7 protein-coding genes and 2 pseudogenes are annotated in these 15,083 nt (G+C 55.7%); 7 read left to right on the forward strand and 2 right to left on the reverse strand.

Going from position 1 to position 15,083, the window contains the following annotated elements:
• Positions 1-2,086 (forward strand): annotated as a pseudogene (locus EZV60_RS18670) (calcium-binding protein); the annotation flags it as partial.
• 273 nt (positions 2,087-2,359) lie between these two features.
• On the opposite strand, the gene EZV60_RS18675 reads toward EZV60_RS18670, so the two are convergent.
• On the reverse strand, positions 2,360-4,009 hold the full coding sequence (locus tag EZV60_RS18675) for a calcium-binding protein (RefSeq protein ID WP_167853584.1): 1,650 nt from the start codon (positions 4,007-4,009) through the stop codon (positions 2,360-2,362).
• Between the two features lie 349 nt (positions 4,010-4,358).
• Here EZV60_RS18675 and EZV60_RS19400 point away from each other — a divergent pair.
• Both EZV60_RS19400 and EZV60_RS19200 read left to right on the forward strand, forming a co-directional pair.
• Positions 4,359-4,463 (forward strand): annotated as a pseudogene (locus EZV60_RS19400) (IS5/IS1182 family transposase); the annotation flags it as partial.
• A 20-nt stretch (positions 4,464-4,483) separates the two neighbouring features.
• On the forward strand, positions 4,484-4,645 hold the full coding sequence (locus EZV60_RS19200) for a hypothetical protein (protein ID WP_167853585.1): 162 nt from the start codon (positions 4,484-4,486) through the stop codon (positions 4,643-4,645).
• Positions 4,646-4,864: 219 nt separating this feature from the next.
• Here EZV60_RS19200 and EZV60_RS18680 read toward each other — a convergent pair whose 3' ends face one another.
• The gene (locus tag EZV60_RS18680; RefSeq protein ID WP_135507544.1) at positions 4,865-5,938 is read right to left on the reverse strand and encodes a GlxA family transcriptional regulator; all 1,074 of its coding nucleotides are present in this window, start codon (positions 5,936-5,938) and stop codon (positions 4,865-4,867) included.
• A 530-nt stretch (positions 5,939-6,468) separates the two neighbouring features.
• On the opposite strand from EZV60_RS18680, the gene EZV60_RS19590 reads away from it, so the two are divergent.
• The 4 genes from EZV60_RS19590 to EZV60_RS18700 all read left to right on the forward strand — a co-directional run bounded on the left by EZV60_RS19590 (position 6,469) and on the right by EZV60_RS18700 (position 14,680).
• Entirely contained in the window at positions 6,469-6,705 is a 237-nt protein-coding gene (locus EZV60_RS19590) for a DUF4278 domain-containing protein (RefSeq protein ID WP_425353578.1), read from the forward strand.
• Positions 6,706-7,148: 443 nt separating this feature from the next.
• A complete protein-coding gene (locus EZV60_RS18690) occupies positions 7,149-8,408 on the forward strand; it encodes an MFS transporter (protein WP_167853586.1) in 1,260 nt (419 codons plus the stop codon).
• A gap of 1,023 nt (positions 8,409-9,431) precedes the next feature.
• A complete protein-coding gene (locus EZV60_RS18695; RefSeq protein ID WP_167853587.1) occupies positions 9,432-11,759 on the forward strand; it encodes a calcium-binding protein in 2,328 nt (775 codons plus the stop codon).
• 653 nt (positions 11,760-12,412) lie between these two features.
• On the forward strand, positions 12,413-14,680 hold the full coding sequence (locus EZV60_RS18700) for a calcium-binding protein (RefSeq protein WP_167853588.1): 2,268 nt from the start codon (positions 12,413-12,415) through the stop codon (positions 14,678-14,680).
• Positions 14,681-15,083 lie beyond the last annotated feature (403 nt).

A 15,083-nucleotide genomic window follows, 5' to 3' on the forward strand; every position in this document is an offset into this window, starting at 1 on the left:
GCTGCGCGGTGGAGGCGAAAATGACGCCCTTTCGGGTGACGAGGGCGACGATCTTCTCGAAGGCGACGGCGGAAACGATATTCTTCTTGGCGGTGCCGGCAACGATACCCTGGACGGCGGCTTCGGTTATGACACGTTGGACGGCGGCACAGGTATCGACGAGGTCAGCTATGCGTTCTACAACGGCACCACTAGGGTCAATCTCGAGACCGGCGAGGTCTATTTCGCGCTGGACCAATTCACGCTTGAAAAGCTGATCGACATCGAGATCGTGATCGGCAGTCAGGGCCGCAACCAACTGACGGGCAACGCGGCGAATAACCTGCTGGTAGGCGCCAATCTGCCAGACCAGCTTTACGGCGCCGAGGGCAACGACACGCTGGAGGGTCATGCCGGTTCGGACTTCCTGAGCGGCGGCGCCGATGACGACCTGCTGATCCTTGGGACGGGCGACGATACCGCGGATGGCGGTCTAGGCATGGACCGCGCGGTTTTGGGCGTGGCCCAGGCAGATGCCGTCATCGAGGAGACCGCAGAAGGATTTACCGTCACAACGGCCCAGGGCATCAATCAGTTGCGCGGGATCGAGGTCCTGAGCTTCATCGATGGCGACGTAGACGCGGCGCAATTGCGCGCGCCGGTCTCTACCGAGGGCGACGACAACCTCACCGGCAGTGAAGATGCCGACAATATCGACGCGCTCGGCGGCAACGACACGGTCGAGGGGCTCGGCGGCAACGACACCTTGGCTGGCGGCATAGGCCTGGACCTTGTGGGAGGCGGCGATGGTGACGACCTGCTGAGCGGCGGGGGCGATCACGACAAGCTGTTCGGCGGACTCGGCAACGACACTCTGCAGGGCGAGTCAGGATCCGACACGCTTAATGGCGGTTTGGGCGACGACCGGCTGGATGGCGGTCTCGATGGCGACTTGATGGCTGGTGGCCAGAATAGCGACCTTTACCTCGTTAATCACGTCGACGATCGGGTCATCGAACTGGCCACGCATGTGGGCATCGACCGCGTAGTGTCGAGCGTAAGCTTCGAAATGGGTGCCCAACACATCGAAACCCTGATCCTGGGTGGAAGCGTCAACACGAACGGCACCGGAAACGCTCTGAACAACTACCTTCTCGGCAACGGCGGAATGAACATCTTGAACGGCCTTGAAGGCGACGACCGGATCGAGGCGGCGGGCGGCGATGATACGATCATCGGCGGCACAGGTGCAGACACGATGAACGGCGGGCCCGGCTCTGACCGGTTCGTTGTGGATGACGCCGGCGACCGGGTGGCCGAAAGCAACCGCTGGGCCGGGCATGATACTGTGGAGTCTTCGGTCGATTTCCGCATGGGCCGCAGCCATATCGAGGACCTCGAACTGACCGGCACGGCGCGGCTCGGCGCGGGCAACGGCTTGCAGAACCGGATCACCGGCAATGATTCCGACAACGTCATCGACGGCGGTAAGAACAACGACACGATGGTCGGCGGGCTCGGCGACGACCGCTACATCCTGCGCACCCCCGGCGACGTGATCGTCGAGGAGTTCGGCGAGGGCAACGACGTGGTGCTGGCCTACCAGTCCTACGCGCTGGCCGCGCATGTCGAACAGCTGTTCATGCAGACCGTGCGCACCAAGGACGGCAGTCCGGCGATTTTCAACGGGATCGGCAACGGGCTCGACAACACGATCGTGGGCACGCCCTTCTCGAATACCATCGTGGGGCGCGAGGGGCGCGACACGTTGAAGGGCCAGGCGGGCGGCGACACCTTTGTTTTCGACCGCGCGATCGGGCCCGACAACGTGGACCGGATTATCGATTTCAACACCAACGAGGCGAATGAGGGCGACATCCTGAAGATGAAAGGCACGGTCTTCGGCGGCATGGCCGCGGGCGCTCTCTCGGCGGCGGATTTCGTTGCCGGCACAGCTGCGGCGGACGCCTCCGACAGGTTCATCTTCGACCAGGCCTCCGGGCAGCTCTGGTTCGACGCCGACGGCTCCGGCGCCGGCGCGCAGGAACTCATCGCCACCTTCGAACAGAACGCCACGGTGACCGCCGCGGATATCGAGATATTCTGAGGCTTTTTTCCAGTTGGCTTGAGCTGAGTGAGTGACTGCAAAATCCGCACAGCGTGACTTCGTAGAAACCATTTAAGGTACCAAATACCGTAGTGTCTTTATACAATGAGATGCATGCACTCTTGCAAGCAAGCATGGCTTTTCGTTGCCCTTTCTTGTTTTTTCGTATCGGGATAGGCGGTGCCGATGAATTGGTCCCGAGGATTATTCCGTTTATGGCTTGTTGCGTCAGCGCTCTGGATCGCGGCTGTAAAAGCTCGCCCGAAATCCTCTTCAGAAAATCTCGATGTCCGCCGCCGTCACTGTAGCGTTCTGCTCGAAGGTCGCGATCAGCACCTGATCGCCTGCGCCGGAGCCGTCCGCGTCGAACCAGAGCCGCCCCGTTGTCTGATCGAAGCCGAACCGGTCATTGGCATCTAGGGCTGCTGTACCTGCTACGAACGCATCCGCTGTCAAAGTTCCCGCAGCCAGCCCCGGAAAGATTGTGCTTCGCATCAGCAGGATGTCACCCTCATTGGCCTCATTGACGTTGAAGTCGATGATCCGGTCCACGTTGTCAGGTCCAATCGCGCGGTCGAAGACGAAGGTGTCGGCGCCGCGCTGGCCCTTCAGCGTGTCGCGCCCTTCGCGGCCAATAATAAAGTTCTCAAAAGGCGTACCCACAATGGTGTTGTCGAGTTCATTGCCGATGCCGTTGAAGATCGCAGGGTCACCGTCTTTGGTGTGGACGGTCTGCATATACAGACGCTCGACATTGTCTGTCAGCGCGTAAGACCGGTAGGCTTTAACAGTGTCGGCGATCCCCCGGCCTGCCGCCTCTATCACCGTGTCGCCGGGCGCACGGACAAGATAGATGTCGTCTCCTGCCCCCCCCATTAGCGTGTCGTTGTTCTTACCGCCGTCTAGAACGTTGTCCTGTGCGTTACCGCGGATTTCGTTTCGCAAACCGTTGCCTGCGCCTATTACCGCATTACCCGTCAGATAGAGATCCTCGATATGGCTGCGTCCCATGCGGAAATCGACAGATGAATAAACAAGATCGTGGCCCACCCATCTGGAGCCTTCGACAACTTCGTCCAAACCGCTGTCGACATAGTAGGTGTCAGACCCGGGTCCCCCATTCAGAATGTCAGCGCCTGCATGGCCTTGCAAAATGTCATCGCCACCGCCTCCGTTTAACGTGTCACTACCGTCGCGCCCGATGAGAGTGTCATCACCAAGATTGCTGCCTATGATAAAATTGTTGAGGTTGTTACCGTCAATTTTTACGTCAGTGTCCGACAAGGACTTTATCGCTTCCACAAAAACCGACTGCATATCAAAGCTGGAAGTTGTAAAGACACGATCATACCCCGTGTCTCCAGCAGCCTCTAAAATTGTATCTTCAGACCCATTTATAAAATAGGTATCTGAACCGGGTCCGCCAATTAGAGTATCCTCTCCAAGCCCGCCATCCAGTGTATCATCGCCTGCGTAACCGAGCATAGAGTCGTCGCCGGTCGTCCCGGCTAAACTGTCAGGCCCTGATGTGCCGAAAATTTCGTTCGGAATGAGGTCGCGAAGCTGGTCAGCAGTTAAAATCCTGTCTGAGAACTGGAACCTTTCGACATTGTAAAACCGGTCTAAACCATCTGTGCTCCGGATCGAAAAACCGTTTGATAAAATTTCGACAGTTGCGTCCGATAAGGGTGACGCGATTACAGCAGTGTCCGTCCCTGGACCACCTCTGATCACGTCGTTTCCCTGGCCGCCGTTTATCGTATCGTTGCCAGCGTAGCCCTTGATCGTGTCCGCGCCCGTGGACGCAATCAGTTCGTCATTGCCCTGAAGTACTAGCGCAGCAAATTCCTCAATTCTATTGCTGTATAAAAGGTTGTTAGCAACATATGCATCAACCGAAAACCCGGTTGCAATTACTTCCAATGTACCAGCGTACGTAGACTGGTAACCGGAAATTTGGCCATATACGTTACCTATTGCATCATAGGTAAAACTTCCGAAATAAGTTCCAGTCCGACTACCAGCTTGAATTGTGATAGACGTTGACGTGTTACTAACTACGACGCCATACCAGACTGATGGTTCGTCCATATTAACTGGTATGTACGATATAATGCGGCCCATTGCTCACCTCCAAATTTAACCGAGCCCAACATACCAAAGGCATGAGAGTCAAACTGGTGCCGGTTTGATTTGGAGAACCTGTTAGTGTCAGGATGCACTAATTGCCGTCGCGCGGCGTGACCCACGGCTCCGAAAACGAAGTGGTGAAGTGAGCAATCTTAGCGGGCTTAGTGATACTCAACTTTCCAAATCTGAGCCCTTCTTCCGAAAATCGCACGGCAAGCCTCTTGCCAATAATCGGCGTGTGCTGAATGTCGATTAAGGCGCCTGGGCATGAGTGCAAAGGATCAATGGTTCTTGAACCGTCATAACCTCGATTTCAGCGAACGTCCGGTGTCGATAGAGGCAGTCATTCACGGCGGAAACGTCGATTTCTACGTCTCCGAAGGCTGCTTGCCGCGCCTATCCGGTCATCCGACAAAAAGCCTCAGATGACGGCATCGAGCCCAATTCCGACGTTGGTGATGGTGCAGAATTTGGAAGAAAATACGACCGACCCAGCCTTGGTCCTCCTAAGAAAACGATCTTCTTGTGGAAGTCAGGCTAAACGGTCAATTCGAAGTCATATGCTGATAATTAGATGCTTTACCTGGAACGAGCCTAGCGTGAAGCCGATTGCAGAACAGAAGCGAAGCTACGACGTGTAAAAAAATATCACCAAACTGATTTTCCGGAGATCACCTTCTTCAAGTCCATTTTTAAGCTATCTTCCCGTTCTTTTTCGATTGATTGCTTACCCTCTAAAATGCCGAAATTCGCTTTGTACTGACTGGGTGATGTAGAAAGTCTTCGCGCGAATACGCGACGCATGGTTGCCGCGGTACCAAAACCGGATTTCGCAGCTACACTCTTCATCGACAGGTTCGAAGTTTCCAAAAGACGACAGGCTAGGTCCAGTCGAACATCCTCCGTGTAACTCGAAATCGTCTTTCCCGTGAGCTCCTTGAAACGCCGAACAAGTGACCGTTCACTCATGGCGGCCATATTTGCCAGGATTTTGAGGGATAAGGACGCGTCGGGGTTTTCGTAGATTGCAAGTTGAACCCTTCTCACACGGGGATCTTCGGTCGTCTCTGCCTTGAGCGCAGTGCTGAATTGAGATTGACCGCCCTGCCGTCTGAGCACCATGACCATGAAACGCGCGATGTCCAGCGCCAGCTGTCGCCCGTGATCGGCCTCGATCAGCGCCAAAGCCAGATCGACGCCGGCCAGCATGCCCGCAGATGTCCAAAACTTGCCGGACTGCACGAAGATGGAGTCCTCCTCGACAACAACATTCGCGTTCGCATCCGAACAGAGACGCTGAGCCTCCACCCAGTGCGTCGCGATCCTCTGGCCCTTCAAGACGCCGCTTGCATGCAGGACCGTCGCGCCCGTGCAGATCGCACCCATGCGCTCGCACCGCGGCTCAAGCCGGCGAAGCCATGATTGGATGATGTTATCTTCGGCGGCGGCCATATATCCTGGACCACCGGCGACGAGCAGCAAATCGACCCGCTCAGGGAGATCCGCACAGCCACATGTTGGCTCAATCTTCAGGAAACCTCCGGCGACCGGCACCGACGCGCCGTCCACAGACACGGTCATTGGTTTATAGAGGCGCTGGCCAGTCAGAAAATTTGCAAGGCCGAACGGTTCCAAAGGGCCGCAGACATCGACGGAGGCGACGTTTGGATAGACAAATACCGCTATCTTACGTCGACGATTCAACCGAGTGGGAGACTGCACGGCATTCCTCCCGGCCTAGAGTTCAATATTACTTCACAAAGATCTTGCCCTTCTACAAACGGAAAAATGGATCAGCGCCATTATCATAAACCGCTAGCGAACTTTTGCGTAAAATATAAGCGTTATTCCTATCAAAGGGGAGTTTTGGTTTTCAACCACCCCCCCCCCCAATAAAAACCTAAAAAACACGCTTAAGGAGTATGTAACAAAGCCAACTTCCTTTATGCGATCTTGCGCAATTCGTGTGAACGGCTCCTGTCTGGTAAAGGCCGAGTTTGAAACTGTTCAGTTTCCGCGAAACCTTCGAGCGAGGACCGATTTCTGCCCCGCGATTACTTATGAAGCTAACCGAACAGTTGACGCCATTAATGGAGCGTTCATGGCCAAAAGCGGCTTACAGATCTTACGTGGGGTAAGATTCTGTGTGAACATTTGTATACCAGCGTGAGCTGTGATCGCCAACCTTTCTGCTTGGTTCCCAAGCAAGGATGGTTGATCGCAAGGGTATATATTTAAAAGGAAAATTCTACATGGCTACTCTTTCTACAAATCCAGCAACCGCAATCACACGTGATTTTGCCAGATCGGTAGATCATCCGAGCTTCGTGTACAGGGGGGTAGCTTATCAACCGTCCAAGCTCCGTCAAGAACGGGTGCCATCAGATCTCATGTACAGGGGCTTCCCCCACGATGGCATGGCGCGAATAGCGCCAAACTTGCCTGGATGCCAAATGATTTATCGCGGCGTTACATACGTCACGGTCTAAGCACGGCTCTTTCTTACATTAAATTCGGACGGGTTTGAAAATAAAATGGCGCACAAAATGTGATTGAACTTGTTTTTTGTCTTGCCCTCTTTCCAGCCCGTCCGAATGCAAAGAAAAATGGCTTTCGTAGACATTTCAATAATGACCTGCGTAATGGGCGCGCAGCCTGAATTAGCAAAGTGGGTCAATAGGTATCCCGCTTGGAAAATCGCCCAGTGGAAGTGTCGGCCAGTGAATTTGGTTGAAAATGATGCCTGAGCGGTTTGGTGAAACGTGCTCGCACTGGTGCTGTTCGATGTTCGCACTGGCATGCTCGGCTTTTAGTCTCCTTACCGAGTATTGCAAATAGTTAGACCGGCGCTTTCCCCAGCTTGAACCATGCCAAATTTTTCTGGTGATATTCGCTTTTGAGCCCATAACATAGAGGCATTAGGGTCCAAATTTTGAAGCATGACATTTTGCTCGAGCCCACCGGGACTATCCCAGATAACGCGGCTCCCGCGACGCAGAACGAAACAACTGCGCTGCTTTATCTTGGCGCTGGGCTTTTCCTTGGCTGGGCCTGCCTTTTCTACATCTTCGGCGCCCTGCTTATGGTCTGGGAGGTTGAGACCAGTTTTACGAAACAACAGCTCTCACTGGGGCTGACTGCCGCGGTTTTCACATCGGCGATGGTAGCGCCTGTTGCAGGCCGAGTGGTAGACGCAGGAAACAGCCGCCTACTTTTTGCGTGGGGTGCACTCATAGGCGCGTGCGGCCTCATTGTGCTGGCCCTATCAAATACGCATGCTCAGTTTTTATTTGCATGGTTATTCATTGGCGTGGCTCAAGGGTTCTGCCTGTATGAACCTACTTTTACTTTTCTAGCCCGCATCTTGCGGCAGCGCGCACGCAGGTCGATAGCGCTAGTTGCGCTGGTGGGCGGTCTGTCAACCATACTTGTGTATCCTGCGGCCAACTGGATCGCAGACCAATACGGGTGGCGTATATCGGTTCTGGTGTTCGCCGCTCTTATGGGGCTGGTGACCTGCCCGTTGATGTATAAGGGTGCCGCGATCCTTGAACCGAGTTCCTGCACTCTTGATCAGCGATTGCGGAGAGTCCTTGCCCGGGAAGCCTTGATTGCAGCCAAGAAACGACCGGTTTTCTGGATCTTGCTGCTTAGTTGCATGTTGCTTGCCTTTATCGAAGGCATGGTGCTGGCCCACAGCGTGCCAGCCCTGGTCGAACTGGGGCAGCAGAAAGACAATGCCCTGCTCGGTATGGCGCTTATAGGCCCTTTTCAAGCATTGGCTCGTGTGGGTCTTGTACTGGCCGGCGTGCGCGGCGCCGTACTTCCTCTGATGACCCTCTCAGTTCTCGCCATGGCAAGCAGCGCATGGTTGGTTTCAACTGAATTGGCACACGAAAGCGTCAGTCTTGGTTTCGCAGCCCTCTTCGGGATAGGCTACGGTGTGACCGCCGTTTTGAAACCAATCGCGGTGTCGGAGTGCCTCGGCTATGCCTCAATTGGCAAAATCTTGGGGTTTATGGCCTTTCCGTATTACTGCGCACTGGCCGCCGCACCGTTTATTGGCTCTCTTCTCTGGATCTATGATGGCTATGGTCTTGTATTCCAAGTTGCAGCCATAGCGGCATTCTGTAGCGCTATTGGGTTTCAGATTGTTACGTTTATGCATCGCAAGGCAGTCGCTGCGGATTGAAGAGAGCTGTTAAAAGAAAAAATTTTACCGATAAAACATTAAAATAATATCAGGGAGAACCGTCTCCGTTTGAAAGCACCCGAGCTAAGAACATAATCTGAGCGTCACCGCTACAGGCATTAGTTTTCCGCGCAATGACGGTTGGTAATTAACGAATAATTAGAAATGCCAGATCCGAAAATACCGCATTCAAAAGCTTCACCAACTGTAGACAGGATCGCCGCGCCGGAGTTCGCCACAACTTACCGGTCAGGCTTCAGATGAACGACTGGTTTGTCCGCAAGGCGGTCATAGCCGGAACTTTGGATAACGTCCGGTTTCGATAGTGGCTGCCGTTCACTGCGGGAACCTCAAAATTCCTGCTCCTACGGCGGCTTAACTGCCTAAGCTGTCATCCGATTAAAAGCCTCAGATGACTGGGCCGAGCCCTTTGCCGTCATCAACTAGCCTCAAACTCTCGGCTGCTGCAAAGTTTCCTGGTAAGTTTCCCAAACGCAACGCTAAAGGCCGAAATGTCGTTCTTTCAAACGTCCAGATTTCGTTTGCAGTCCGGTATTCTGTTACCGTAACTGGATGTCGCTTATGAATGCTAAAGCACGCTCAATGCGGAGAAGTCCAACGCAATTCTGGTGCACCACGGGACGACGAGCAGTCTCCACGCTGCGGGCCGAACCACCCCCGATTTAAGTGAAGGCTGGTGGGATAACATCATCGGATCAGGGTGTCCGTCGTCAAATGAATTGGAACACGTTGGCCCAACGGTGAGCGGAGGTTCTGCATCTTCTGTAGTTTAGGCCATGCTACTCGGTCAAAGGAACACCAAAACCTAAACAGGGCCAATATATAATCCCGGATTCAACGGGAAGCAGTTCAATCTCACAATCCTAGCTTTTCAATCTGATTAAGTTTACTTTTGAGTAGGTGTAGGCCAAGACAAGGGCTGGCATCCGAGCTATTCAGCACGTCGTCTGTGAATCTTGTTTTGGTCACACCAGTTTGATGCACGAGGCAAGGGACCGGAGAATGGCCGGACTTTCGGATGACGACATAATTCTGGTGTTTTCGGGCCGGGGCGTTGGCACAGCCGCCGTGTCGTTTTACGGGTTGGAAGCCGACGGCGATTTCATTGAAATATTCGATCCGAAATCCGATTACGTAGCTGATCCCCTTATACCGACATGGCAGGGGTTCGCCGGCTTCTCAAGCATGGGGGCCGGATACGCTCAGGTTGACGACAGCCTCTATTTCCATTTTTCAGTAACATACTACGAGCCATCCGATACCCGAGCACAAGGCTTTGACACGCAAATCGCGCGACTAACCGCCAACGGTCAGGTCGAGATGGTTCTGCTCGAACGCGAGATGGTTGCACAAAGCTACGGTGCCGGGCGTGGTGGCATGCCCACAACGTCGGTGGCATATGAAGGAAATTATGCACTAGCGCTCGACCCGTCGCCACTTGGTAACGTCCCCCAACAAATATACGCCTACGGTCAGGGTACGAACGGGGTTCAACTGACGGAAATGACTTGGTTGGATGCCCGTGTCGGCCCGGGCATGGCGGTGCTGGGACCCGAACTGTATTTCATCGCCGATGAGCGTAGCCCGCTTGGCACGACATACGACGAGTTCTGGCGTCTGAATGCCGATGGCACACAGGAATATCTATTTACCGATCCCGACGGTGACGTGAGCGACGTCGACGTTTTTGCAGGAAGCGCTTGGTTTACTGTGACCTATCGCTCAAGACCGTTCTCCGACGACACAGAACTATTCCGCGTCGATCCTGGTGGCGCCGCTGTAGAGATCGACCTTTCAGCCTTTACGGATCTGTTTTCCGTATCGCCGCAACTCAAGGTCATCGGCGACGCTCTTTATATGATGACCTATCGCAACCTGTTTCGTATCGACGCGGATGGCAACGTCAGCAAAGTCCTGTTAGATACACCGTTCAGCCTGCTTCGCGACTTTATCGGCTTCAATGGAGATATTTACGTTTCCGCGGATAGCGCTTCGGGCACGCAATTGCTTTATCGCTTAGAAGATGACGGGTCGGCGACACGAGTTCCCGGAATCGATTACTGGACAGCTAATCAAAGCTCCGGAAACCCGGTCGACTCCGGTTCTGTTGCAGAACTGACCGTATCTAACGACCGGCTTTTCTTCACGGCGACACTAGATGTCGATGACGGTTTCGGCGGCGTCGAACCCGAAGGCAATATCCTAATGTCTATCGGAATAGGTGGCGATACCATCCAGCACAGCGGAACGGGCGGCAGTGACCCAGGTATAAATTTCGTCGGTGGGTTATTCGCCTTCCAGACCGATCTCGGCGCGCCAGTTTTAGGCACCTCTGGTAATGATGTTTTGAAGGGCAGTGTAATTGCAGAGGCATTGCTAGGACTAAACGGCAATGACTCGCTCTTAGGGTTTGCTGGCAATGACACCTTGAATGGCGGTGAAGGCGACGACACGATCGACGGCGGACCCGGTGCTGACCTCTTAATTGGCGGGCCGGGCTCGGACCGGATCTATGTGGACGATGCGGGCGACCGCGTGGCCGAAAGCCGCAAGTGGGCGGGGCACGACACGGTTGTCTCCGAGGTCGATTTCCGCATGGGCCGCAAGCATATCGAGGACTTGGAACTGACCGGCACGGCGCGGCTCGGCGCGGGCAACGGCTTGCAGAACCGGATCACCGGCAACGACGCCGACAACGTCATCGACGGCGGCAAGAACAACGACACGATGGTCGGCGGGCTTGGCGACGACCGCTATATCCTGCGCACCCCCGGCGACGTGATCGTCGAGGAGTTCGGCGAGGGCAACGACGTGGTGTTGGCCTACCAGTCCTACGCGCTGGCCGCGCATGTCGAACAGCTCTTCATGCAGACCGTGCGCACCAAGGACGGCAGCCCGGCGATTTTCAACGGGATCGGCAACGGGCTCGACAACACGATCGTGGGCACGCCCTTCTCGAATACGATCGTGGGCCGCGAGGGGCGCGACACGCTGAAGGGTCAGGCGGGCGGCGATACCTTCGTCTTCGACCGGGCGCTGGGGCCCGACAACGTCGACCGGATCATCGATTTCAACACCAACGAGGCCAATGAGGGCGACATCCTGAAGATGAAGGGCACGGTCTTCGGCAGCATGGCGGCGGGGGCGCTCGGCGCGGATCAGTTCGTGGCCGGCACCGCGGCGGTGGACGCCTCCGACCGGTTCATCTTCGACCAGGCCTCGGGGCAGCTCTGGTTCGACGCCGACGGCTCGGGCGCCGGCGCGCAGGAGTTGATCGCCACCTTCGAGCAAAACGCCACGGTGACCGCTGCGGATATCGAGATCTTTTAATCGGCCGCTAGGAGGCCAAGTTGGTTTGTTTGCTCGGATGGAAAGCGAACAAAATGAGTCGCCCTTCGGGTTCTAAAACAGCCTTTAAGCGATAAGATCAAACAATTTTCTCGTTGTGTTGGCGACTGGCATATTAATATCTTGATGTTATGCCGACGATATATTTCCAAATGGATTACACGCGGTACGAAGCAAAACCGCGTAACTTCGATTACTTTTCAGATGTCACAGTGCCCGGCACAGACGTGACTCGATCTCAGTGGATTTCCATCTTTGACCCTAACGAGACACCGGCACCCCACTATCGGGATTGGGAGTTTGATGCGAATACCGGTCAAGATTTCGCGTCGCGGACCATAGGCACCGTTACAACCAAACGCCCAACTGACTTAGACGGCAAAGCGCCGGGATTCGACGACCTGCAATGGCAGCCAAATCTATGGGGGTCGGCGTTTCTCGATGATAATGAATACCAAAGTCTGATTAAGGCGATCCCGCCCGAATATGACGAGTTGGGCACTTTTACGGAAGGAAACTCTAGTTCATTATTTTCGTCGATCCTTGGCGGCTATTCATCGTCGATAGATTTTACCTACAGGGCGCCGACTATCTCAAACGGCACGCTGCAATGGGCCGCTGAGGCCAAAGCGCAAGTGAATGTATCCGTTCCATCGCTAAAATCTTTCGCGAACCCGGCCGGTTTCCTGTCAGACGCTTTTACCGGTCTGGGCGAGTACGCCGCCGACGCGCTTGGACTGGACGGACTTTGGCAGTCGGTCAAGAATGTTCAGACCGTTGGGCAGGCGCTTTACAACGTGCACAGTGAGGCGCATGACCTCTTGGAATATGGGATCACAAACTTCGAAACGATCTCGGCAGAGGAATTCGACCAGCGTTCTGACACGCTTTTCCGCAATACGTTGAACGAGTTCAACGGCGCGTTACGCTCGGTTACGGGCCTGCCGGAAAGTCCGTTAGTCGACTATCTTACAGGCGTAAATTTCTCGGTTGGGCCTCTGGAAGCCGAGGCAACGGTCGAACTTTCCATTGGGCGGCCACGGCCGCAGATCCCGGGCCTGACACCCGACCTGCCTCTGCCGCAGTCGCTTCCGCAGGGTCAAAGCGACAGCGGCGAGCTAATCCTGCTGAACGAGGCGGTTCAGGACTATACCGGAAGTCCATTCCGCGATGTGGTGTTTTCGCTGGGGGGAGAAACTTTTACGAACGAACCCGGAAACGAGCGGTTTTTTGACCTGTCAGGCGGCAACGACGTTTTTGTCGGCGGGCCTGGCAGCGATTTCGTCTTCGGCGGCACCGGCAACGACGATATCCGAGCTGGCTCCGGCCAAGACCTTGTGAGTGGCGGGGACCCGTTCGGCCCGTCGGCCGATGGAAATGACCGCATTTTCGGCGAAGAAGGCGACGACTATGTCGAGGCCGGCTACGGCCAAGACACAATGAACGGCGGACCCGGCCGCGATACAGTAACGTTCGACCGCCTGATGGACGCCGGTGGAGTCCGCGCAGACCTTGCCAGCGGCACGGTTGACCTTTTTGCCAATAACACGACCTACCGCCACATTATCGCGGAGTTTGAAACTCTTCGAGGCACGGATCGGAACGACACGCTTCTGGGTTCGACACGTTCGGATGAACTGGAAGGCGCGCTTGGCGACGACACACTTCGCGGCGCCGGCGGTAACGATGATCTCGAAGGTGGTGCGGGCGCTAATCTGCTTGACGGCGGACCGGGCTTTGACCGTGCGGAATACGACAACTTCCAGGTGTCTTCTGGAATCTGGGGCCATATCGGCCAATCCGTTGTGACAGGGATGAACTCTGACTTGCCGTTTATCGACACCCTGATTTCTGTGGAAGCCATCGAAGGATCGCGTCACAACGACACGCTCTTCGGCAGCGCACAAAACGATCGCCTTGAAGGCGACGAGGGCAATGACAACGTCACTGGCGGCGCGGGAAACGACACGTTGCTGGGCGATGAAGGTGCGGACACGATTAACGGCGGCGGCGGTGACGATATAATCGACGGTGGCCCCGGTATCGATACGCTTATCGGTGGGCCGGGCTCGGACAGAATCACTATCGACGACCCTACGGACAGGATTGTAGAGAGTCGCAACTGGGCTGGGACTGACACCGTGGTATCCTCGGTCGATTTCAGGCTGGGTAGCTTGCACGTCGAAAACCTGTTTCTTACCGGCACTGCCAGGGTGGCCGCGGGTAACGGGCTCGTTAACGAATTGCGCGGCAACCGCGAGGCTAACATCCTCGACGGCGGTAAGAACAACGACATAATGCGGGGAGGAGCTGGAAACGATACCTACTTCGTGCGCGCGCCTGGCGACACAGTGATCGAGGCGGTTGCACGCGGGTTGGCAGACACGGTGCTCGCATTCCGCTCCTACCGGCTTCCGGACAATGTCGAGCGGTTGTTCATGCAGACGGTCTATACCAAGGATGGCAGCCCGGCGATTTTCAACGGGATCGGCAACGGGCTCGACAACACGATCGTGGGCACGCCGTTCTCGAATACGATCGTGGGCCGCGAGGGGCGCGACACGCTGAAGGGGCAGGCGGGCGGCGACACGTTCGTCTTCGACCGCGCGCTGGGGCCCGACAACGTGGACCGGATCATCGATTTCAACACCAATGAGGCCAATGAAGGCGACATCCTGAAGATGAAGGGCACGGTCTTCAGCGGCATGGCGGCGGGCGCGCTCTCGGCGGCCGATTTCGTGGCCGGCACCGCGGCGGCGGACGCCTCCGACCGGTTCATCTTCGACCAGGCCTCGGGGCAGCTCTGGTTCGACGCCGACGGCTCGGGAGCTGGTGCGCAGGAGCTCGTCGCCACCTTCGAGCAGAACGCCACGGTGACGGCGGCAGATATCGAGATCTTCTGAGGCTTATTTCCAGTTAGCTTGAGCTAGTGAGTGACTGCAAAGTCCGCAACTCGGTCATCAGTGCCGGAAAACTCGCTGCGGGTTGCATGAATGGCAGCTTTTCTTGCTGCATCGCGGCTGAGGCTCCGGTCGATTTCAATGCTGCATCTGCGAGCTTCAGAAATGGAACACTTCCGGTTCGGGCTCCTTCAAGTCGTTCGCTGCGCTGTGCACGAGTGTCCGGTTTGGGTATTTTTCTTACCTTTGTCCCAATTCATGGCTGGACTTCCGCGACTTTTCGAGAGTTCCTATGCGAGCGCCCGGCACTTGGTTCGGGCTGCTCTCGGTAGCAGGGCCGGCGTTGGGTCGGCCCAAAAACCGGGAGACCGACATGGCACAAACCAAGGTTGCGGGGATTAAGCAC

It is taken from the genome of Roseovarius aestuariivivens (genome assembly GCF_004761875.1).
GTDB lineage: Bacteria > Pseudomonadota > Alphaproteobacteria > Rhodobacterales > Rhodobacteraceae > Roseovarius > Roseovarius aestuariivivens.

Bases quoted from the DNA above. Each gene is read 5' to 3' on its own strand.
- EZV60_RS18695 (WP_167853587.1), top strand. From the start codon at position 9,432: ATGGCCGGACTTTCGGATGACGACATAATTCTGGTGTTTTCGGGCCGG.
- EZV60_RS19200 (WP_167853585.1), top strand. From the start codon at position 4,484: ATGAGTGCAAAGGATCAATGGTTCTTGAACCGTCATAACCTCGATTTC.
- EZV60_RS19590 (WP_425353578.1), top strand. From the start codon at position 6,469: ATGGCTACTCTTTCTACAAATCCAGCAACCGCAATCACACGTGATTTT.